Annotated in this window: 17 protein-coding genes; 7 read left to right on the forward strand and 10 right to left on the reverse strand. The window is 71.4% G+C overall.

Translation table 11 applies throughout. The features are described 5' to 3' along the window. Positions 1 to 1,554 (reverse strand): MMPL family transporter (locus VFZ70_06955; GenBank protein HEX6255536.1); only part of this gene is annotated, 1,554 nt, incomplete at its 3' end. A gap of 73 nt (positions 1,555 to 1,627) precedes the next feature. Between VFZ70_06955 and VFZ70_06960 the strand changes: the two genes are divergently transcribed. Together VFZ70_06960 and VFZ70_06965 are read left to right on the forward strand one after the other, a co-directional pair. Continuing rightward, positions 1,628 to 2,236 carry a MarR family transcriptional regulator gene (locus VFZ70_06960; GenBank protein ID HEX6255537.1) on the forward strand — a complete coding sequence of 203 codons (609 nt, stop codon included), beginning with the start codon at positions 1,628 to 1,630 and terminating at the stop codon, positions 2,234 to 2,236. A 154-nt stretch (positions 2,237 to 2,390) separates the two neighbouring features. Next, positions 2,391 to 4,085, forward strand: coding sequence for a long-chain fatty acid--CoA ligase (locus tag VFZ70_06965; GenBank protein ID HEX6255538.1), 1,695 nt, complete (start codon positions 2,391 to 2,393; stop codon positions 4,083 to 4,085). A 188-nt stretch (positions 4,086 to 4,273) separates the two neighbouring features. Here the strand turns inward: VFZ70_06965 and VFZ70_06970 are convergent, their stop codons facing one another. Genes VFZ70_06970 through VFZ70_06980 form a run of 3 tightly spaced genes read right to left on the reverse strand, consistent with a single transcriptional unit; the run spans position 4,274 to position 6,631 of the window. Further along, the gene (locus VFZ70_06970) at positions 4,274 to 5,530 is read right to left on the reverse strand and encodes a DUF6596 domain-containing protein (GenBank protein ID HEX6255539.1); all 1,257 of its coding nucleotides are present in this window, start codon (positions 5,528 to 5,530) and stop codon (positions 4,274 to 4,276) included. Beyond that, positions 5,523 to 5,906 carry a YciI family protein gene (locus tag VFZ70_06975; protein HEX6255540.1) on the reverse strand — a complete coding sequence of 128 codons (384 nt, stop codon included), beginning with the start codon at positions 5,904 to 5,906 and terminating at the stop codon, positions 5,523 to 5,525. Before VFZ70_06975 ends, VFZ70_06970 begins: the two co-directional genes overlap by 8 nt. A gap of 56 nt (positions 5,907 to 5,962) precedes the next feature. Next, positions 5,963 to 6,631 carry a dihydrofolate reductase family protein gene (locus VFZ70_06980; GenBank protein ID HEX6255541.1) on the reverse strand — a complete coding sequence of 223 codons (669 nt, stop codon included), beginning with the start codon at positions 6,629 to 6,631 and terminating at the stop codon, positions 5,963 to 5,965. Between the two features lie 225 nt (positions 6,632 to 6,856). Between VFZ70_06980 and VFZ70_06985 the strand changes: the two genes are divergently transcribed. Next, a complete protein-coding gene (locus VFZ70_06985; protein ID HEX6255542.1) occupies positions 6,857 to 7,438 on the forward strand; it encodes a hypothetical protein in 582 nt (193 codons plus the stop codon). Between the two features lie 118 nt (positions 7,439 to 7,556). Here the strand turns inward: VFZ70_06985 and VFZ70_06990 are convergent, their stop codons facing one another. Then, the gene (locus VFZ70_06990) at positions 7,557 to 9,071 is read right to left on the reverse strand and encodes a M1 family metallopeptidase (protein HEX6255543.1); all 1,515 of its coding nucleotides are present in this window, start codon (positions 9,069 to 9,071) and stop codon (positions 7,557 to 7,559) included. Between the two features lie 217 nt (positions 9,072 to 9,288). Here VFZ70_06990 and VFZ70_06995 point away from each other — a divergent pair, with 217 nt between their 5' ends. Next, positions 9,289 to 10,845 (forward strand): plasmid pRiA4b ORF-3 family protein, encoded by a 1,557-nt coding sequence (locus tag VFZ70_06995; protein HEX6255544.1) that lies wholly within the window; start codon positions 9,289 to 9,291, stop codon positions 10,843 to 10,845. 104 nt (positions 10,846 to 10,949) lie between these two features. On the opposite strand, the gene VFZ70_07000 is transcribed toward VFZ70_06995, so the two are convergent. Beyond that, positions 10,950 to 11,483 carry a MarR family transcriptional regulator gene (locus tag VFZ70_07000; GenBank protein HEX6255545.1) on the reverse strand — a complete coding sequence of 178 codons (534 nt, stop codon included), beginning with the start codon at positions 11,481 to 11,483 and terminating at the stop codon, positions 10,950 to 10,952. Between the two features lie 35 nt (positions 11,484 to 11,518). Here VFZ70_07000 and VFZ70_07005 point away from each other — a divergent pair, with 35 nt between their 5' ends. Together VFZ70_07005 and VFZ70_07010 are read left to right on the forward strand one after the other, a co-directional pair. Beyond that, the gene (locus tag VFZ70_07005; GenBank protein HEX6255546.1) at positions 11,519 to 11,890 is read left to right on the forward strand and encodes a plastocyanin/azurin family copper-binding protein; all 372 of its coding nucleotides are present in this window, start codon (positions 11,519 to 11,521) and stop codon (positions 11,888 to 11,890) included. Positions 11,891 to 11,892: 2 nt separating this feature from the next. Next, complete coding sequence (locus VFZ70_07010; protein ID HEX6255547.1) at positions 11,893 to 12,336, forward strand: hypothetical protein; 444 nt, start codon at positions 11,893 to 11,895, stop codon at positions 12,334 to 12,336. 90 nt (positions 12,337 to 12,426) lie between these two features. Here the strand turns inward: VFZ70_07010 and VFZ70_07015 are convergent, their stop codons facing one another. From VFZ70_07015 to VFZ70_07025, 3 genes are read right to left on the reverse strand one after another with little or no spacing between them, the layout of a single operon-like run. Continuing rightward, positions 12,427 to 13,302 carry an alpha/beta fold hydrolase gene (locus tag VFZ70_07015; GenBank protein ID HEX6255548.1) on the reverse strand — a complete coding sequence of 292 codons (876 nt, stop codon included), beginning with the start codon at positions 13,300 to 13,302 and terminating at the stop codon, positions 12,427 to 12,429. A gap of 50 nt (positions 13,303 to 13,352) precedes the next feature. Then, positions 13,353 to 14,162 carry an SWIM zinc finger family protein gene (locus VFZ70_07020; protein ID HEX6255549.1) on the reverse strand — a complete coding sequence of 270 codons (810 nt, stop codon included), beginning with the start codon at positions 14,160 to 14,162 and terminating at the stop codon, positions 13,353 to 13,355. Between the two features lie 40 nt (positions 14,163 to 14,202). Continuing rightward, positions 14,203 to 17,214, reverse strand: a complete 3,012-nt coding sequence (locus tag VFZ70_07025; protein HEX6255550.1) for a DEAD/DEAH box helicase — start codon at positions 17,212 to 17,214, stop codon at positions 14,203 to 14,205. 277 nt (positions 17,215 to 17,491) lie between these two features. Between VFZ70_07025 and VFZ70_07030 the strand changes: the two genes are divergently transcribed. Next, a complete protein-coding gene (locus VFZ70_07030; protein ID HEX6255551.1) occupies positions 17,492 to 17,878 on the forward strand; it encodes a VOC family protein in 387 nt (128 codons plus the stop codon). Positions 17,879 to 17,967: 89 nt separating this feature from the next. On the opposite strand, the gene VFZ70_07035 is transcribed toward VFZ70_07030, so the two are convergent. Continuing rightward, complete coding sequence (locus VFZ70_07035) at positions 17,968 to 20,424, reverse strand: penicillin acylase family protein (protein ID HEX6255552.1); 2,457 nt, start codon at positions 20,422 to 20,424, stop codon at positions 17,968 to 17,970. Positions 20,425 to 20,684: the final 260 nt, after the last annotated feature.

Below are 20,684 nucleotides of genomic sequence, written 5' to 3' on the forward strand. Positions count from 1 at the left end.
GTGCGCGTCGGGCGTGGCAACGTCGCCGGTGAGCAGCACCTCGGTGCGCTCGTCGAAGCCGCCGGCGAACTGCTCCTGCAGCGTCTCGAACGTCTCGAGTGCCGGGTCGTCCTGCGGGACGAAGTCGGTGATCTCGAAGCGGGTGTCGAGCTGGGTGTAGCCGTAGCCGCCCACGCCGACCAGTAGCAGCGCGACCGCCAACGTGGCCGCGGGGGCACGCTCGGCGAGCCACGACGTGCGGCCGATCAGTCGCGGAAGGGTGGACGTGCGCTGCGACGCGAGGGTCTCGGCCGGCAGTCGCCCCGCGCGAGCCGCGCGCCGGTCGAGCAGCATCCGCACGGCCGGGACCAGCGTCATGGTGAGCACGAACGCGGCGGTGATGCCGGCGGCCGCCAGCACGCCCAGCGTCGCGAGGAACTCGACGGGGCTGGCCAGGTTCGTCAGGAACCCGATCGCGGTGGCGGCGGTGCACAACAGCAGGGTCACGCCGACCGTGCGTCCCGCGGTCGCGAACGCCTGCGCGGCGATGCCGTCGCCGGCGTCGCCGTCCGCCGCGCCGAGCTCGGAGCGGTACCGGGCCAGCAGGTGGATGCCGAAGTCGACACCGAGACCGACGATCAGGATCGGCACGATCTGGGTCTGCGGCGAGAACGCGCCGATCACGTCCGCGTAGCCGGGGCCGAGCAGCACGCCCAGGCCCTGCATCCACACAACCGCGAGCACGATCACAGCCAGCGTGAGTGTGACGTCCGCGGCCGTGCGGCGGCCCATGCGGGCGGTCGCCCGCAGCCGCGGCCGCGCCCGGGGGGTCACCCAGTAGACGGCGGCGAGCACCGCGGTGATGATCAGCAGCGCCGTGCCGAACAGGCGCCCGACCTCGCCGCCGACTTCGGAGTCGGCCAGCAGCAGCGGGATCGACAGCGGCGCCACGGTCACGCGGTCCGCTGGCTCGACGGTCTCCACGACGTCGACGAGCGCGCGCTGCTGGTCGAGCGCGCCGTCCTCGTCGAGACCGGACGTGTCCTGGAACACCAGCACGAGCCCGGTGGTGACGATCTCGTCGCCGCCGGTCGATTCGCCGAGCAGACCGTCGTACAACGCGCCGAACTGCGACGGCAGCTGCTCGAGCGCCCGTGCCTGGAGCGCACGGACGTCACCGTCGTCGAGTCCGCCGATCCCGCGTTGCTCGACGGCCTGGGCGACGGGTCCGAGATGCGAGACGATCGCCGGCTGGCCGCCGCCGCGCTCGTCGACCAGCGTCGAGGCGACCTCGGAGTCGCGGATCGCACGCTCGAGCGCGGTGACCGTCTCCAGTCCCGCGACCGACCGGACGTCGGACCCATCGGTCGACTCGACCAGGATCTGCAGCACCTGCGTCTGGTCGCCGAACGCCTCGTCCAGGGTGTCCTGCGCGGCGGTCAGCTCGTTGTCGACCGCGGCCCCGTCCTCCATGACCGCCTGCGATGCGAAGGCGCCGAACACGGCGGTCAGGGTCACCACGACGACGATCGTGGCCACGGGCCACCGCAGCACGGTCTTCGTCAGGTTCCGCATCCTGTGCTCCTGTCTGCTGAACGGTGCCGGTCGGCCTGCCGTTCGGTAGAATCCTCGGTCAACGACTGTCTCGGTGAACGAGAAGATTATCTCACTGACCGAGAAGTTCAACCACCGAGGCAAAGAAGGACGCGTGGAACAGCAGCCAGGCCCACCGTTCGCCCCACGGCTGGCACCCGTGCTGGAGTCCCTGCGTGAGTTGTCGTGGCGATCGGCCCGCTTCGCTGACCACATGGCGCACGGGATGGACCTCCACCAGACCGACCTCGTCGGCGTGATGGCCGTGCACGAGCTGACTGCGGCGCACCCACAGCAGCACGCCGGGGCCGGGACGCACACCACGCCGCCACGCCATGCGACCGGAGACTCCCCGCCGACCGCGCTCGGCCCCACGATCGGCCAGCTCGGCGAGCGGCTGGAGTTGTCGTCCGCGGCCACGACCGGGTTGGTCGACCGCCTGGAGCGCGCCGGCCACGTCGAGCGCGTCCGCGACCCGGCCGATCGACGGCGCATCCGCCTACGCGCGACGGGCCGGTCGGAACGCCTGGCCGCCGAGATGCTCCGCGGCTATCTCGAGCGACTGGGCCGCGTGCTCGACCAGTTCGACGACGCCGAGCTGGACGCCGCCGATCGCGTGCTGCGCGCCGCCATCGACGCGATGGAGCACCCAGCATCCGCGTGATGACGTCGTCGCCCCGGCGCCGACGCATCCCAAAGACCACACGGGGCCGGTCCGCGTCTCGTGCCCACGGGACCGAGACGTCCCCGCTCATGTTGCGTAGACTGCTGTCCCGATCCCGCGACGGTCGGGACGCCACATGGGGCGCTGGTGGGGTATGACGATACACGACCGGGTCTGGCACAAGTGGTACGACGACGGGGTGCCGCCGAACGTCGACTTCGAGGATCTGACGATCGATCAGATCTTCGATGAGTCCGTCGAACGGTATGCCGACCGCCCGGCCGTCGTGTTCCTCAACAGCCGGTTGAGCTACCGTCAGCTGCGGGACCACGTGGACAGCCTCGCGACGGCGCTCGCGGGCATGGGGGTGGGCCAGGACAGCCGGGTGGCCATCCACCTGCCCAACATCCCCCAGACGGTCATCGCGTTCTTCGCGACGCAGCGCCTCGGCGCCCAAGCGGTGATGACGAATCCGCTGTACGTGCCCAGGGAACTCGAGCACCAGTGGAACGATGCAGCGGTCAAGGTCGCGATCACCGCTGACTTCCTCTTCGAGCGGCACATCAGGGCGATGCGCGACAGCCTGCCCGTCCGGCACTACGTGATCGCCTCGATCCCCGAGTATCTGCGGTTCCCGTTGAATCGTCTGGCACCGCTGCGGTTGAAGCGGATGGATCCGCCGACCTACGCCAAGGTCGCTCCGGGACCGGGCATCCACCGATTCCGCGCGTTGGTGGACGCCACCAGCCCGAGCCCGCCCAGCGTGGACATCTCGATGGACGACGTGGCGCTGCTGCAGTACACGGGCGGCACGACCGGCGTGTCGAAGGGCGCGCAGCTCACGCAGCGCAACATCAGCTACAACGTCCAGCAGGTCACGGCCTGGTTCCCCACGGTCGAGCCGGGCAGGGAGGTGCTGCTGGCTGCCGTCCCGTACTTCCACGTGCTGGGACTCACGTGCTGCCTGAACTGGCCGATCCACGCCGGCGCGGCGATGGTGCTCATGCCCAACCCGCGGGACATCCCGGAGATGGTGAAGAACATCAGCAGGCACCGGGTGACGCTGTTCCCGGCGGTCCCTGCGATGTTCAACGCCATCAACCACCATCCCGGCGTCGACACCATCGATCTGAGCAGCGTGAAGGCGTGCTTCTCGGGCTCGGCGCCGCTGTCGGAGGAGGTCCAGCGCCGGTTCGAGACGCTGACGGGCAGCAAGATCGTCGAGGGCTACGGGCTGACCGAGACCTCACCGGTGACGCACGCCAACCCGATGTGGGGCACGCGCAAGATCGGCCACGTCGGGCTTCCCGTGCCCAGCACCGACGCCAGGATCGTCGACCCCGACCCCGACCCCGACACCGCGGAAATGCCCGTCGGCCAAGAGGGTGAGCTCATCATCCGCGGACCGCAGGTGATGAAGGGCTACTGGCAGATGCCCGAGGCCACCGACGACATGATCCGCGATGGGTGGCTGTACACCGGCGACCTGGCGGTCATGGACGCCGATGGCTACTTCCGGATCGTCGGGCGCAAGAAGGACCTCATCATCGCCAGCGGCTACAACGTGTACCCGGATGAGATCGACGGCGTCCTCATGAGCCACCCGGCGGTCCTGGACGCGTGCACGATCGGGATCCCCGACGAGCGCAGGGGTGAGACGGTGAAGGCGTTCGTCGTGCGGCATCCCGATCGGCAGGTCAGCGAAGCCGATCTCACCGGGTTCTGCCGGGAACAGCTGGCCGCCTACAAGGTGCCCACCGCCATCGAGTTCCGCGACGATCTCCCGAAGAGCGCGGCGCTGAAGACCCTGCGGCGCGTGCTGCGTGACGAGGTCGTCCCGGACGCCTGAGGGCGTGGCGGAACCCACGTCAACCGTAGGAAGGAACCGGGCGTGGCGGAGCTGTCCATCGGCATGGTCGGGCTCTTGCGCACGCCTCGGAGGCCCGGCTGACGCTCGACACACCCTTCCGCCCAAGCTGGCGGACACCCGTCTGACGTACCCGCTCCCGCGACGATGCGCCTCTGGCTCGCCGGTGGTCACACGTCCAGTGCGCGCAACTGTCGGGTGAGGAAGTCGCGCTCGGCCGCGTTCGTCGTCAGGGTGATGGCGCGGTCGTATGCCGCGATCGCGTCGGACGTGCGGCCGGCCCTGGCGAGCAGATCGGCCCGCGCCGCGTGGTAGGGCTGATACTCCGCGAGCCGCTCGGCATCGACGCCGTCCAGGGCGGCGAGACCGTCGGCCGCCCCGCGCAGCTCGCCCACAGCGATCGCCCGGTTCAGCGCGACCACCGGGTTGGGACGCAACGCGAACAGCTGGTCGTACAACGCGACGATCTGCGCCCAGTCGGTCGCCGCGGCGACGGGCGCGTCGGCGTGCACCGCCGCGATGGCGGCCTGGATCTGGTACGACCCCGGCTGGTTGCGCCGCAGGCAGGCCCGGACGAGGGCGTGCCCCTCGCGGATCAGGCGGCGGTCCCACAACGAGCGGTCCTGGTCCGCGAGCCGGACCATACGGCCGTCAGGCGCCGACCGCGCCGGCCGCCGCGCGTCGGTCAACACCATCAGCGCCAGCAGCCCGACCGCCTCCGGCTCGTCGGGCATCAGCTCGACCAGCACGCGTGCGAGCCTGATCGCCTCCGCCGACAGATCGATGCGGGTCAGCCTGTCACCTGACGTCGCGGTGTGACCCTCGGTGAAGATCACATAGAGCGCCGCGAGCACCGCGCCAAGCCGGTCCGGCAGCTCGGCGTGCGGCGGGATGCGGTACGAGGCGTTGTTGTCGCGCAGCTTGCGCTTGGCGCGCACGATGCGCTGGGCCGTGGTCGGCTCCGGGACGACGAACGCGCGCGCGATCTCGGGGATCTCGAGCCCACCGAGCAGGCGCAGGGTCAGCGCCACCTGCGCGTCGACCGACAGCGCGGGGTGACAGCACAGGAACATCAGCCGCAGCTGATCGTCGGCGACGACGTCGACGAACGCGTCGAGGTCGTCGAGCTCCGGGTCGCGGTCGGGGTCAGGTCCCATAGCGGACGTCCACATCCGGTGCGCCGCGCGCTGCCGGTCGTGGCGGGACGACTCGCGCCGCAGGCGGTCGATCGCCCGTCGACGCGCGGTGGTGGTGATCCACCCGCCGGGGTTCGGCGGGATCCCATCGGTCGGCCAGCGTTCGGCGGCGATCGTGAACGCCTCCGCGACGGCGTCCTCGGCGAGGTCGACCTCGCCGAGGACCCGTATCAACGTCGCGGTGCACCGGCCGGCCTCGCGTCGGAACACCGAGGCGAGATCGTCACCCATCCTGGAACGGGCGCAGCTCGACCGGCCCCTCGCAGGCGACTGTCGCCTTGCGCGCCCACTCGAGTGCCGCGTCGAAGTCGGTCGCCTCGATGACCCAGAACCCGCCCATCTGTTCCTTGGACTCGGCGTAGGGCCCGTCGGTCATGGAGACGTCGTCGCCGGTCGCGCGCAGCACGGTCGCCGACGATGCCGGGTGCAGGCCGCCGCCGAACACCCACGCGCCGGCGGCCTCCAACTCTTTGTTGAAGGCGTCGACCTGGCGGACCACCCGTTGGATCTCCTCCCCGGAGAAGTCGACCTCGTACTCGTCGTCGTGCCACACGGACATCAGGTACTGCGTCATGGTGCTCGCCTCCTCGGCGGTCGTGGAACTCATGATGGTGGAGCGTTGGGCCTGGTTGTGTCAGGTGCCAGGGTGGTCGTGTGGACCGGTCAGCCGGCGTCCGCGGCCACCCGCTCGCGGCGCGCGACCTCGTCCGCGGACGGCTCGTCGAGCGCGAACGAACCGGTCCGCAGCTCGCCCGCGCGCCGGTAGGTGGCGATGATCACACCTGATGGCGAGATCTTCGCATCGGCCAGCGTCAGCGCACCAGCCACGGTGCCGTCGCCGAACAGGCGCTTGCCCGCCCCGACGACCACCGGGTAGGTGATCAGCGAGAACTCGTCGACCAGGTCGTGGGCGAGCAGCATCTGGATCAGTTCCGGGCTGCCGAGCACCTCGAGGTCGGGGCCGTCCTCGGCCTTCAGCGCCGCGATCGCGTCCGGCGCGTCCGAGCTGATGATCTCGGTGTTCTGCCACGACGCCTCGGTCAGCGTCGTCGACACGACGTACTTGGGCGCGGCGTTGATCTTCGCGGCGAACGGGTCGTCGGCGCCGGCGTGCGGCCAGTGGGCCGCCATGATCTCGTAGGTACCGCGACCGAACAGGTACGCCTTCTCGACGTCCATGCCGGATCCGACGTGGGCCTCGATGACGTCGTCCCAGTAGGGGACGGTCCAGCCGCCGTGGGCGAACCCGCCGGATGTGTCCTCATCGGGACCGCCCGGAGCCTGGATCACACCGTCGAGCGTGACGAACGATGCGACGATGAGCTTGCGCATGTGGTGCCTCCTGTCCAGCGGACGATCGGTGGTGGGTGCGGCCGCTCACGTGCGACCTCTGCCCCGACCACGAACGCGACCGGCGGAATCGACACCGGAGCTCGGAAGAATCTCCGTGCGGGCCGCTGTCCACAGGCCGCAGCGGCTGGATGAGTCCTGAGACGGGCGAATCACGCAGGCTACGTCCACGCGCCCCTTCCGACCCGGCGCGTGAAAGGCAGCCCGATGCCCACCCCCATCGCCGACGACATCGCCAACCCGCTCCTGCAGACATGGGACGAGCTCGACCGCTGGCTGGTCGCCGAGGCCCGCGAACTGGCGCGCCTACGCCTGGAGCCCGAGACCACCGCCTACGTGCTGCACGACGGCATGACCACGCTGCTGATCCGCACACCGCCGCTGTGCGCCGCGGACGCCGAGCCCATCGGGGCGGCGTTGGCGCACATGATCCACCCGTTGCGCCCCGACCAGGTCGTGGTCACCTATCCCGCTGCGACCGTGCTGGCCGACGGCGCACCGGTGGATCTGATGCACGCGATGGCCGGGCAGCGAGGCGGCACCTGGCGGCACGTGCAGGTGCCGCTGCCCTACCTGCGCCCGCACACGGGCATCGCGCTGACCGCCCTGCCGACACCCGACCCGTGGACGGCGCCGGTGCATGCGGTGTTCGAGGATGAGGCGCCGCCGCCTCCCGACCTGTCGAAGGTCCACCACACCGACGCCGAGTTCACGGTGGCCGTCAACCCGGACGGTCCCGCCGCCGGGCTCGCCTCGCGGTGGCCGTCGATGGCCGGCGGCAGAGGCTGACTGGCGGCTACGCGGCGCGCTGGTGACCATCACGATGCGCATCGCGACGTCGGCGGCGCTGCGCGCCGCGGCGGCCAGCGTCGCCGACGCTGGCCGCCCCGGGCGGCCGCCGGGCGTACTACCAGCTGGTCGGCTTCGTGGGCTGCCGCAGCCAGATGTCGAAGAACTCGGACAGGTCCTGGCCCGACGCCTCCTCGTACACGGCCCCGAAGTCCTCGGTCGTGGCGGTGCCGTCGTCGTAGCGCTCGAGCCACAGGCGGGCGCCGGCGAAGAACGCCTCGTCGCCGATCTTGGTACGCAGCGCATGCAGCGTCGCCGCGCCACGGTCGTACACGGCGCCGGCGAACAACCCGGTCGGCCCCGGATCGGCGATCGCCAGGTCCCAGAAGCTCGACTCGGCCGGGATCGCCATCACGTCGTCGAACTGCGACTGCACCGTGGCGCCGCCGTTCTCCTCGAGCCACAGCCACGACAGGTAGGTGGCCCACCCCTCGTTGAGCCAGATGTCCTGCCACCGCTCGGGACTGACCGCGTTGCCGAACCACTGGTGCGCCAACTCGTGTGCGACCGTGCCCTCCCGGGCGACCCGCGAGTAGACGGGACGGGTCTGGGTCTCGAGCGCGTAGCCGACCGAGTCGTCTTCGACGATCGCCCCATAGGAGTTGAACGGGTAGTCACCGAACAGGGACTCGAAGTACGCGATCATCGCGGGCTGGAGGGCGAGGTTCGCCTCGCTCGTGGCGCGGTTGCCCGGCGTGACATCGACGTCGACGGCATCGACGATCGGCAGGCCGTCCGCCGTCTCGCCGTACGACAGCTCGAAGTCACCGATCGAGGCGGTCGTCAGGTAGCTGGCCTGCAGGTCCGGGGCATCCCAGTACCAGGTCGTCCATCCGTCGACGGTCGTCGGATCCTGCGACTGCAGGCCGTTCGCGACGGCGACCTTGCCCTCCGGCACTGTGATCTCGAACGAGTACGTGGCCTTGTCGGTCGGGTGGTCGTTGACCGGGTACCACGTCATCGTGCCCTCGGGCTCGCCCACGACCATTGCACCGTCGCGGGTGGTGACCCACCCGTAGAGGAAGCCTTCGATGTCCCGCGGGCGCGTCGTGTCGCCGCCGTAGGCGATCACGACAGTGGCGTCCTGCCCCGCCTTGAGCTTGGGGCGCGGCTGGATCGTCAGCTCCCAGATGCGGGCGTCGTCGTCCTGCACCTGCCACCACGCGGGACCGCCGACGTGGTCGGCGTCGTCGGGCGAATCGACCGCGCGGGCAGGATGGCCGTCGATCACGACCGACTCGACCTCGAGACCACGCAGGTCGAGGTTGAACTGCTCGAGGTCCTCCACCGCGACGAGCTCGATCGTCGCGACGCCCTCCAGGTGTCCGACCAGCGGGGCCGGGTCCGCCTCGGGTGGCGTGTAGGTCAGGTCCAGGTCGTAGTGCGTGACGTCGTAGCCACCGTTCCCGGCATACGGGAAGTAGACGTCACCGATGCCGGGATCACCGGCGGTGTAGCGCGGGCCGCTGTCGCCTCCGGGCGCGGCCGGCGCGGCGCTCGGCACGACCAGCACGGCGAGCACCAGCGAGAGCACGAACAGCATGCGGCACGGCCGCCTGCGGACATCTGTCATGGGCGCCTCCCCGGATCGCTGGTGAACCGCAGACACGCTACGGCACCGGAGCCGATCGCAACAGTGGCATTCAGACCGGGCACGACGACACGTTGCGACGGATCCACTGCATGGTCATCAGGCTCAGCTGTCACCACGCGGTGGCCGCCGGCCGTCGCCTCGGGCGCATGACCCGCACCTCGGTGCACGACCTGACGCCGCGTGTACGGTGTCGCCCATGCCACGCGACGACGCCCCCGCAGGACGCGGCGACGATCACGGTGAACTGCTGCACGCGCTGCAACGCGCCGTGCAGGGTGCAACGCCGGCCGAGTTGCACGAGATGCTGCAGCAGGTCATGGCGACCGCCACCGACGCAGCGATGGCGTCCCTGCACGCTCCCCCGCCGTCCCGGAGGCGGCCCCGCCGGTCCGACGTGGTGACCTACCGGGTGCGGGTCGACCTGACCGGCACCAGGCCACCGCTGTGGCGTCGGCTCGAGCTGACGTCCGACCTGTTCCTCGACGACGTCCACGACGCCATCCAGGCCGCGTTCGGCTGGACCGACACCCACCTGCACCGCTTCAGCTCCGGGCCACCGTCCGCCGGCCGCGACGCCGAGCAGTACCTGTGCGCGTTCGACGTCGACGAGGGCGACGTCGGCGTGCCCGAGCAGGAGGTGCGCCTCGACGAACTGCTCGTCGAGGAGGGCGACCGCCTGTACTACACGTACGACTACGGTGACGACTGGCACCACACCATCAGGCTCGAGGCCGTCGAACCGCGCGAGCCCGGCGCGCCCCGCGCGGTGTGCACGGCCGGACGCCGCCCGGATCCCCCCGAGGACTGCGGCGGCGCGCCCGGCTACGAGTTGCATGTCGCGGCCGGCGACCCCGACCACCCCGACCACGCCACCGCGTCGGCCGAACTGGCCGACATGTACGGCGCCGACGTCGCGGCCGACCTGATCCCGCCACGCCCGTTCGACATCGGCGAGACCAACGCGACACTGGCCGCCTACGGTCTGCACCGCTCCACGGCACCCGCCTCGCTGCCACCGCCGCTCGCCGCGCTCGCCGACAGGATCCGCACGGTCGAGGGCACCCGCCAGCTGCGACAGCTGATCGTCGACGCCGACCTCGACGAGCCGGTCGAGGTCGACGCCGAGACCGCGGCCCGGATGGTCCACCCCTACACGTGGCTGCTACGGCGCGTGGGTGACGTCGGCATCACACTCACCGCCGGCGGCTACCTCCCGCCAGCGCACGTGTCGGCGGCGTTCGAGCAACTGGGCCTCGACGACGAGTGGATCGGCAAGGGCAACCGCGAGGACCAGACGCTGCCGGTCCTGCATCTGCGCGAGACGGCGCAGCGGGCGGGGCTGCTGCGCAAGTACCGCGGCGAGCTCAGGCTCACTGCCCGCGGTCGCGCCGCCGTCGACGATCCCCTCGCACTGTGGTGGCAGCTGGCCGAACGCACGCCAGCGCGCACATCGCGCGAGGACGAGTTCCAGGCAGGCCTCATCCAACTGCTGACGGCGGCCGCCGCCATCGACGACATCGACGTCGTGGACGCGACCATCGCGACCGTCCTCGATGCCGTCGGCTGGACGCACCGCGACGGCGCACCCCTGTCCGCGTGGGACGCCGCGGACGCCGCACGGGACACCCGCACCCTGCTGCGCCGGCTCGGCGGGCTCACCGAACACCCAACCGTCCCCCGGCGTGCCGAGCCGACGACCGACGGCGTGACGTTCGCGCGAGCGGCGCTACTGACGTGGGCCGACACCGGGTGATCGCGTCGCCGATCAGCGACCCCGCGCGGATGCGCTCGGCCGGCAACCAACGTCCGTGCGCGTCGCAGGCGCCCGCCCGCATGCGTCGCCGGCTGCGGATCCACTCACTCCGGTGACGACCGTTCGTCATCCAGCCGTCCCGCGTGCGCGCGGTTGAGCGCCGTCGACCGCTCCAGCACCGCACGCAGCAGCCGCAACTCCTCGTCCGAGCACTCGTCGAGCAGCCGCATCCCATCGCTGACCAACGGCAGGAAGACGCCGCGACGCACCTGATGCTCACGCTCGGTCGTGCGCACGACGACACGCCTGCGATCTGAGGGGTCGGACACCCGCTCGACGTAGCCGGTGGCGACGAGCCGGTCGACGATCTTCGTCACCGCTGCCGCCGACAGCCCGATGGCGTCGGCCAGCGCACCAGCTGACAGCGGCCCGCGCCGGTCGAGCACCTCGAGGCACCGAAGGTCGGTGCGATTGATGCCCATCCGTGCCGCCGCCCCGTCGAGGGCCGTATCGACCGCGCTGAACAGCTCCCGGAACGCCCGGTCGACGGCAACGACGAGCGGCCGCACGTCCGATGTCGGGTCCCACCCCGACCCGGCGGCCGGGGTCTCGGGGATGGGTTCGGGGTCGTCCCGCATATCTTTCACCAGGTTGACGGTTCACCATGCGAAGCATGATGAGCACACGATACCTACCAGCCCTGATCATCCTGCTCGTCACCGCGCTGCTCACCGCCTGCGGACGCGCGAGCGCCATCGGCGACGACGATACCGATGCGCCAGTGGCGACCACGACCGTCCAGGTCGTCGACAACGACTTCGAGCCAGCCAATGCAGAAGTCACTGCCGGCGACACCATGACCTGGCAGTGGGCGGGCGCGAACCAGCACAACGTCGTCGTCGGCGACGTCGCGAGTGCGGTCCAGGATGCTGGCACCTTCGAGCACACGTTCACCGAACCCGGAACGTACGAGTACCGCTGCACGCTGCACGGCGGGATGCGCGGCACCGTGACGGTCGTCCCGGCCGACGCGGAGGACGCGTAGCCGTGCGCGCCATCCTGCGCCCCGTCCACCGCGGCCTCGTGCACCTCATCACGCTCGGTGTGCTCGCCCAGGCGATCGTCGCGGGGCAGTTCATCAGCGGAGCCAGCGATCAGCTCGGCACCCACGGCGCCGTCGGCGGAACGCTCGAGTTGGCCGGTCTGGCGCTGCTGCTGCTCGCGATGGCGCACCGGCTGGCTGGCGAACGCTCACGGGTCGCGCTGTGGGGCTCGCTCGCCCTGGGTCTGGCGCTGCAGATCCAGGCCGCACTCGGCTGGATGCCGGGCGCCGTCCCGACGGCGGTCCACGTGCCGCTGGGCGTGTGCATCTTCGCCGGGGCGCTGGGGTTGAGTGCGACCATCGGCCGCCACCTCGGCGGTCCACACGACACCGAACACCATCCGCAGCCGTCAGGGACGGTCGATCTGATGGGCCGACAGCCGTCGTGAGAGTGCGCGTCGTACCGGAACCCGTGGCCGGCGCGAGCCTGCATGACCATCCATCGCCGGCGACGATGGGTCGATCCGGCAGCGCGCTGCTCAGGGGTCGTCGCGCCGACGACCGGGCGCGGCGATGTGCTCGCGGACGATCTCGACGATGACGTCCGGCCGCTCGTGCGGCAGGAGATGGCCCGCGTCGACGACGAGGCGCACCGGTACGCCGGGGAGCGTCTTCGCGACGGCGCGCGACAGTGGGCGCGGTGGGAGGAACGCGTCGTGGCGGCCCGCGACGACCACGCACCGCGCGCCGGCCACGGCGCGACGTGTCGATGCACGTACGGGAGCGGGTGCCAGTGAGGTTCTGACATGGCGGCCGACGAGGGTCATCCACGTCGTCAGCGAGGATCGTGGCACGCGGCCGGGCGCCATCATCATCCGCAGCAACGCCTCGGACGTGTCGGCGTCAGGTCGGCGTAGCCACGGGATGGTCGGTGCCATCACCCGTGGCGTGACGCGCAGCCGGATCAGACCTGCCGGGTCGACCAGCAGCAGTCCGCTGACCGGCGCACCGACGGCACGCGCCTGGAGCACGACGCGGGCGCCGAGCGAGTGGGCGACGAGCACCGCGGGCCGGTCGGTGACCCGGGGTAGGAGGTCAGCCAGCCACCGCCCGTACGCGTCTCGTGGTCGGCGTGATCGCTCGTCGTGGCTGAGGCCGGGTTGGCCCGGCAGATCGACGGCGTGGACCTCGTGCTCTGTCGCCAACATCCGGATCAGGTCGAGCCACGTCGCGGCGCAGAAGTTGGTGCCGGGGAGAAGGACGAGAGGCTCGCCGGCACCAGCCGTGACGACGTGGGTCGGCCCGAGCGTGCTCGCGACGTGATCTCGGGAGTGGTCGACGTCCCAGCGGTCGAGCGCGCCGACGACGAACGCGTGGATGGCGTCGCGGCCCGCGGCGGATCGGTAGATGCTCATGGGGTTCCGGCACGTCGCACGGGCAGCATGCCAGCGGTCCCGTCATGCGCTCACGCATCGCGACCGCCCGCGCCCCGAGCAACGTCGCCCGCGAGCACACGCCACGCGAGCGCGGCGGCATCGGTCACCAGATCGTGGAGGTCCGCCTCGATCTCGACGGCCGCGGGCGGCGGACCCAGCCGCCGCACGATCGCGGTCGGGTCACCGGCACGGCGGGGCCGGAGGTCGATGTCGTCGAGGGCTCCGCGCGCGCTGAACAGGTCGCGTGCGACGAGGTCCGTGACGGCGATCGGTCCGTCGTCGCTCCGGGCGTCGTCGACGGGTTCGCCGGTGCCGGCGCGATGCGCACGCAGCCCTGCGAGCAGTTGGCCGCGGTCGCGGCCACGCAGTCGTGGGAGCAGGAACGGGTCGTCGTCGAAGGTCTGCGCCAGCGTGTAGTGGACCGCGGCGACGTGCTTGCAGGGGTTCGCCGCGTCGGGACACGTGCACGAGGTCGACAGTTCCCGCGCGCGTGGGAACAGCGACACGCCGCAGGCCTGCAACGCGTCGTCCACGTCGTCGGGCATGCGGCCATCGATCAGCGCGGCCGTGTGGCGCACCTCTCCGGCCAGCGTCTGGAGGATGGCCTCCCAGGTGGCGTCGTCGAAGACCGGCAGGGTCAGCGTCACGCGGTACGGCCGGGCGCGGCTGCCCTGCACGGCCGCGGTCACCCGGCCGGGACGTACGGTCAGGTTCGCCACACGGCCCTGGCGTGCGTAGGTGCGCCCACGCGGGAGGCGGTTGGCGTACACGGCGCCGAGTGCCTCCAGGGCGCCGATCCACCGCTCGCCCCACCAGGTGAGACCGAAGCGTGTCACCATGCGCGACCCACCTCCGCACGCAGCCACCGCCGACGGGTCGTCATGCCACCTCGTCCTCGTCGGAGATGTCGTCGGGCGACAGCGACACGAGGTCGTGGAGCGCATCGTCGTCGAGCTCGGTGATCCATGTCTCCCCGGTGCCGACGACGGCGTCGGCCAGCGCGCGCTTGCGCTCCAGCAGGGCGGCGACACGCTCCTCGACCGTGCCGGCCGTGACCAGCTTGTGCACCGTCACCGCCCGCGTCTGGCCGATCCGGTAGGCGCGGTCGGTCGCCTGGTCCTCGACCGCGGGGTTCCACCAGCGGTCGTAGTGCACGACGTGGGTCGCTGCGGTCAGGTTCAGGCCGGTCCCGCCAGCCTTGATCGACACCAGCAGCACGGGCGACGGATGCTCGCCCGACTGGAACGCCGCGACCATCGCGTCACGCGCCCCGGCGGCGACCCCGCCGTGCAGGAACGGGATCTCGGCGACGTCGAGGCGCGCCGCGAGGTGACGGGCGAGCAGCTCCCCCATGGCGCGGTACTGGGTGAACACCAGCGCACGGTCGCCCGCGGCGGCGGCCTCGGTCAGCATCTCGGCCGTGCGGGTGAGCTTTCCGGAGCGCCCTGGCAGCGGCCCGCGTTCGCCGAGGTACTGGGCGGGGTGGTTGCAGATCTGCTTGAGCGCGGTCAGCAGCGCCAGGATCTGGCCACGCCGATCGATGCCGTCGTCGGCGATGCCCTGGGAGAAGACCCGGTCGACGGCCGCCTGGTACAGGGTCGCCTGCTCACGGGTGAGGTTGCAGACGACCGTGGCCTCCTGCTTGGACGGCAGGTCGGTCGCGACTTCAGCCTTCGTGCGGCGCAGCAGGAACGGCGCGACGATGCGGCGCAGCCTGTCCGCAGCGTCGGTGTCGCCCCAGCGCTCGACGGGCACCGCGTAGCGCTCGCGGAACCGGGTGAACGACCCCAACAGGCCGGGGTTGGTGAAGTCCACGATCGCCCACAGCTCCGCCAGCCGGTTCTCGACCGGCGTGCCGGTCAACGCGACGCGCGTCCTCGCGGGGACCCGGCGCACCGCACGGGCGGCCTTCGACGCGTGGTTCTTGACCTGCTGCGCCTCGTCCAGCACGACCGTGTCCCAGTCGACCTCCGCGAGCAGGTCCACGTCACGGCGGACCAACCCGTAGCTGGTGACCGTGACCGAGCCCGGCACGAACGCGGCCGGGTCGGTCGCACGACCAGGTCCGTGGTGGCGCAGCACGGGCACGTCAGGAGCGAACCGCGCCAGTTCGCGCTCCCAGTTGCCGACCACCGACGTGGGGCAGACCACCAGGTGCGGTCGCTCCGCGGCGCGCGACACGAGCAACGCGATCGACTGCAGCGTCTTGCCCAGGCCCATGTCGTCAGCCAGCACCGTGCCCAGGCCGAGGCCGGCCATTGCCTGCAGCCAGGCAGCACCGCGGTGCTGGTACGCACGCAGGGTGGCGACGACGCCGGTCAGGTCGGGCGCGCCTCGGGCACCGCCGTCGCGAAGCCGCGCGACCAGCGCGGCCAGGTCGCCGTCGGCGACCGTCTCGACCCGGCCCAGGTCAGGATCATCACGCTCGCCTGCCAGCGCGACGGCAAGCGCCTCACCGGGTGCCAACCGACCGGCCGTGCCTGTGAGATCGGCCAGGCGCAACGCCTCGTCGGGGTCGACGCGCACCCACCGGCCACGCCACGAGACGAGCGGCTGCTTGAGGGCGACGATCTCGGCGAACTCGTCGGCGTCGAGCGTGTCGTCACCCAACGCCACCTCCCAGCTGAACGTGCGCAGCGTGTCGGCGTCGAGCCCTGCCGTGGACAGCCCCGTGCCGGGCGTCTCAGGCGTCGTCCCCACCCGCATCCGTGCCCGCAGACGACGTTGTCCGCTCGCGGTCAACTCGGCGGGCAGCAGCACGCCGAGCCCGGCGGCTGCCAGATCGCCCGACACGTCCAGCAGTCCGGCGGCGTCGGCGACGTCGAGGTCGATCCCCGCCGGGCGGGCCAGTGACAGGCTCGGGCGCAGCGGCTCGAACAGCCGGGCGGCGTCGGCCAACCCGCGGATCAACGCTTCGTGCGCCTCGGTGACGACCAGTCCGCCGAGGTCAACACGGGCGTCCGCGGCATCCCACACGCGGTCCGCTTCGACGATGAGGCTGGGGTCGTCGGCCGCCTGCAGCAGGTAGTCGACACGCCACCCCCACTCGTCGCCGAGCACGTCCGGCGGTGGTGAGGCCAGGCGCAGGCACAGCCGGGCACCGCCGTCGCGGCGGGCGCGGACCGCCGCACTCCACTGCGCGATCTGTTCGGCGTGGCGCGCGACGGCGTCCTCGATGCCGTCGACCACGGGATCGACCGGGTCGGTCAGCCCGGTGAGCCAGGTGCGGGGCCAGCTGACGGCGCGCCGCGCGCGCCCGTTGCGCGCACCGCGGGACCGCTGGGTCGCGCGACCGCCGCGGGCGAACGCGTCGCGGGCGAACGCGTCGGCGACCGCGTCACCGAACGTGGTGACCAGCTCGGCCGGTGACCACACCACGTTCTCGCCCTCGGCCCGCAGCGCGTGCGCCGCCGGCGGCAGCCGTACGGCCAGCAGGGCCAGTCGGTCGTCGGCCGCGCCGGCCAGCGCCCAACTGGCGACGCCGACGTCGCCCGCCGCCCGCAGCGTCGGGACGATGCGACCGGCCGCGACGAGCTCCAGCGCGATCTTCGCCGCAGCGCTCCAGACCAGCAGCGAATCGGATGGCCGGCGTCGTCCCGGCCACCGCTGCGCCGGGGTGGACGGCGCCGGAAACGCGGCGAGCGCAGCCGCGGCGGCACCCACGGGCACGAGCCTGGCCGGCACGTCCGCGATCCGTACGCGCTTGTACGCCCGCGGGCTGCGCGGAAGCACCGTCGGCAGCGTCACCGGCGTGCCCGGCGGAAAGCCGAGCCGTGTCATGTCTGCGACGAGGTCGTCAGTCCCCCACAGCGCGAGGTGACCGCGCGAGGGGACGGGATCACCCGGCCAGAACGTGGCCTGCAGCGTCCCTGGAACGATCGGGGGCGTCATCGGCTGCGGGGCGACTCCTGCTGGGTCTGTTCGGTGCAACGTCCGCGGTAGCAGACCTGGGTGAGCATGCCGGCGGCGTCCGGGCCGGGGAAGGCGCCCGCGCAGCGAGCGCCGCCGATTCAACCACACTCGCAAGGTCGAGGACGCCACAGCGCGTGAACGGGGCGACCGGACGGTGACGTGGCACGCTGGCGTTCGGCGAGCAGCCTGGGCGCGTCGCCGGACACGACGTCGACGTCGGATCCCTCGACGGGCCGGCTGGACGAGAGGAGCCGTCATGCCCGCGGAGCTGAACCACACGATCGTCGCCGCCCGGGATCCGGAGGGCTCGGCGCGGTTCATGGCCGACATCCTGGGCCTTCCCGCGCCGACGCGGTACGGACCGTTCATGGTGGTCGAGGCCGCCAACGGAGTGTCGCTCGACTTCATGCACATCACCGGCGAGGTCACGTCGCAGCACTACGCCTTCCTGGTCAGCGAGGCCGAGTTCGACGAGATCGTCGACCGCATCACGACGCGTGGGGTGCCGCACTGGGCGGACCCGGGCCGGCGACGTGCCGGAGCGATCAACGCACGCGACGGCGGCCGTGGCGTCTACTTCGAGGACCCGGAGGGCCACCTGCTCGAGATCCTGACCAGGCCGTACGGCAGCGGCGGCGCCTGAGCGGGGCGCACCCTGGGCCCTGGACGGGTGACGCGGGCATCTTGGATCAGCCGGCATCACGGCCGTGCGAGTGCTCGCCCCGCGCGGTGTCAGCGCTGTCCGCCGACCGGCCTGAGCGGGTCGAGGTGCTGCGGCTTGTAGCGCCATGACGCGTACAGGTTCAGCTGGTCGCGGGTGTGGTCCGCCGGGGTCGGTGACGCCGGGTTGGTCACCAGGCCCGACTGCCCGGGCGGGTTGACGTTCACCGACCTGCTCGCCGATCTGGTGAACTCGACGATCTGGTTGTACGTGCCCCGGTTGAGGAAGGGGTGCGACACCAACGGCAGCGCCCCGAGCGCCGAGTAGTTCTGCACGAACTCCGGCGTGAGCCAGGTGTCGAGCGGCCCGTCCGCGAGGCGCTCGTCCACGACGCGTTGGAGGACGTCGATCGCGACCCGGTCGACATCCCGACCCTCCAGCCAGTCCGCGTTGATCGGTAGCGCGGGGTCGCCGGGGTGATCGTCGTCAGCGACGAACAGCCGCCACAGCACGTCGGCCGAGCCCTCCGGCGGCGGTGGGTCGCCCAGGGTGGTGTAGTCGACGTGACCGAACAGCTCGTCGAGCATCGCGTCGTGCCATGCACGGAAGATCGTCAGGCCCGGATCGTCGTAGAACCCGTCATCGGGGGCCGCGTCGGTTCGGCGTCCGTCCCACGACGCCACCAGTGCGAGCGCCTCCACGACGGCGTGAGATGGACTGCCCGTCACGTCGCCCGCGCGCAGCAACATGGGACGGAAGAAGTGGGCGGCGATCCACGTGTGGCCACCGATCTGGTTGATCCGGTCCATGTCGTCCCACGACACGGCGTCGTCGGCGGCGAGCGCGTCGGCGAGCACGCCGACGCGGTGGGTGGGACCGAAGGCGACCCCTGCGTCGCCGTTGTCCCAGTCGGGCACCGGCTTGTTGTTCCAGTTCACGAAGTACCCCTGGACCGGGTTGGTGCCGCTGGTCAGCGGGACGATCTCCGTGAAGCCCTGCCACTCCTGGCTCCCGTCACCGAGCCGCGGCAACCGGCTGTCCACGCCCTCGGCACGGACCGGCAGCCGGCCGACCATGGTGTACCCGATGGTCCCGCGAGCGTCGTTGTAGACGAAGTTGTGGTTCGTCCAGATGTCACGGGCCGCCGTCTCGAACTGGCGCCAGTTGCGCGCGCGGTTGAACCCGGCGAACGCCGTGATCGCGTCGAGCTCGCGCATCCAGTGCACCCGCTCGACGGCCACCGCGATGTTGGACCCCGGATCGAGGGCGATGACAGGGCCGTGGACGGTCCGGTGCACGTGCAGCTCGACGGGTGGCCGTCCAGCGACGTCGATGACCTCCGTGCGCACGTCGGTCTGCAGGCACTGGCCGTCGTGCAGGTACGACAGCGGCTGGGCGACGTCACCAGGGTCACCTGAGCTCGGCGGACCCTGGCACGGCGCGAGCAGCTCGATGACGTGATCCATCGTGTCCCCGACGCCGGTCGTCGACGTCCACGAGAAGTCCCTGCCGCGACCGATGAGCGGGAACGGCGAGGCACCCGCGAACGTCATGCCATGGACGTCGAACCCGGCGCCGTGGAGACCGATCTCATGCGTGATCTGCGGGATCGTGTAGCCCATCTGCGGGCCGCCGAGCAAGCGGGTCGCGTGCCCGTCGGCCTTCCACGGGTTGACCGCCCAGGCGTTCGACCCACCCTTGTGCGGGATGCCGAGCTCGATCAGCGTCTCGGTGAACCTGTCGTTCTGCGCCTGGATGCGGTCGGCGACGGACGTGATGTCGGGCCCGTTCCACGCGGCGCTGAAGCCGGGCGCACGCCCGGGCCTGGCCGAACCCGCCGCCGGGTTCGTGGCGTAGGCGTCGGGATCGTCGCGCCACCGCAGGTCGGCGAACACGTCGGGACCGAACGACTGCAGGAGGTCGGCGTTGACGATGTCCGCGCCGCCGGTCTCACCGAACCGGCGGACGAAGAAGACGATGCTGCGCAGGACGTCCTGCACGGTCCACTCGGCCGGGAAGTCCGGGCGCTGCGGGAAGCCGAATGAGAAGAACTCGAGGGGCATCTTCGCGAACGGCTCCGCCCTGGCCTCGACGATGTACGCGTTGATGCCATCCGCGTAGCTCGAGATCATCGTGCGCACGTCGGCGGGCAGCGCCTCCCACATCGCGGCGTACTCCGTGTCGGTGTAGTCGTCGCGGCGCACAGCACGGTCTGCCGGCAACGCCCCGGGACCCAGCACCTCTGCGAGCGTGCCGGCCCCCGAGCGGCGGAAGACCTCCGCCTGCCACAGGCGGTCCTGCGCCGTGGCGTAGCCCGAGCCGTAGAACAGCGCGCCGAGGTCGTCCGCGTAGACGTGAGGGATGCCGAAGTCCGCGGTCCGGACAAGCCGCACCGGCTCACCTCGATACTCCAGCGACACGTCCGATGCGACCTCGACCGCATGCGGCGGCGCGGCAACGGCTGGAGCGCCGATTGCGGCCGTGGTGGCGATGGCCACGACGGTCGCGACGATCGCAATGACGCGCACCACCCGCATCCGCGGGCCGGATCGGTCCCACCGCCCGACCGTTCGGCGTCCCGGCATGACGACCCCTCGCACAGCCCCGCGCACACATCATTCGTCAGACCCGGCGTGTCGTCAAGGTCATCACGGAGCATCGCGATGGCGTGTCGGCGAGCGTCGCGCATCCTCAGGATCGCCCTCCCGTTCGGCGGCTCGACATGTCCGCCGGCCACCGCTGACGGCGGCCTGGATCCGCCCAGGCGCACGCGCTCGCGACCAGCACG

This window comes from Euzebyales bacterium (genome assembly GCA_036374135.1).
GTDB lineage: Bacteria > Actinomycetota > Nitriliruptoria > Euzebyales > JAHELV01 > JAHELV01.

What these genes read in the sequence shown, in the direction of transcription:
- VFZ70_06965 (HEX6255538.1), top strand. Translation starts at nt 2,391, where the DNA reads ATGACGATACACGACCGGGTCTGGCACAAGTGGTACGACGACGGGGTG.
- VFZ70_07000 (HEX6255545.1), bottom strand. Translation starts at nt 11,483, where the DNA reads ATGCGGGACGACCCCGAACCCATCCCCGAGACCCCGGCCGCCGGGTCG.
- VFZ70_07025 (HEX6255550.1), bottom strand. Translation starts at nt 17,214, where the DNA reads ATGACGCCCCCGATCGTTCCAGGGACGCTGCAGGCCACGTTCTGGCCG.
- VFZ70_06995 (HEX6255544.1), top strand. Translation starts at nt 9,289, where the DNA reads ATGCCACGCGACGACGCCCCCGCAGGACGCGGCGACGATCACGGTGAA.
- VFZ70_07020 (HEX6255549.1), bottom strand. Translation starts at nt 14,162, where the DNA reads ATGGTGACACGCTTCGGTCTCACCTGGTGGGGCGAGCGGTGGATCGGC.
- VFZ70_06990 (HEX6255543.1), bottom strand. Translation starts at nt 9,071, where the DNA reads ATGACAGATGTCCGCAGGCGGCCGTGCCGCATGCTGTTCGTGCTCTCG.
- VFZ70_07030 (HEX6255551.1), top strand. Translation starts at nt 17,492, where the DNA reads ATGCCCGCGGAGCTGAACCACACGATCGTCGCCGCCCGGGATCCGGAG.
- VFZ70_06985 (HEX6255542.1), top strand. Translation starts at nt 6,857, where the DNA reads ATGCCCACCCCCATCGCCGACGACATCGCCAACCCGCTCCTGCAGACA.
- VFZ70_07005 (HEX6255546.1), top strand. Translation starts at nt 11,519, where the DNA reads ATGATGAGCACACGATACCTACCAGCCCTGATCATCCTGCTCGTCACC.
- VFZ70_06975 (HEX6255540.1), bottom strand. Translation starts at nt 5,906, where the DNA reads ATGAGTTCCACGACCGCCGAGGAGGCGAGCACCATGACGCAGTACCTG.
- VFZ70_07015 (HEX6255548.1), bottom strand. Translation starts at nt 13,302, where the DNA reads ATGAGCATCTACCGATCCGCCGCGGGCCGCGACGCCATCCACGCGTTC.
- VFZ70_06970 (HEX6255539.1), bottom strand. Translation starts at nt 5,530, where the DNA reads ATGGGTGACGATCTCGCCTCGGTGTTCCGACGCGAGGCCGGCCGGTGC.
- VFZ70_06980 (HEX6255541.1), bottom strand. Translation starts at nt 6,631, where the DNA reads ATGCGCAAGCTCATCGTCGCATCGTTCGTCACGCTCGACGGTGTGATC.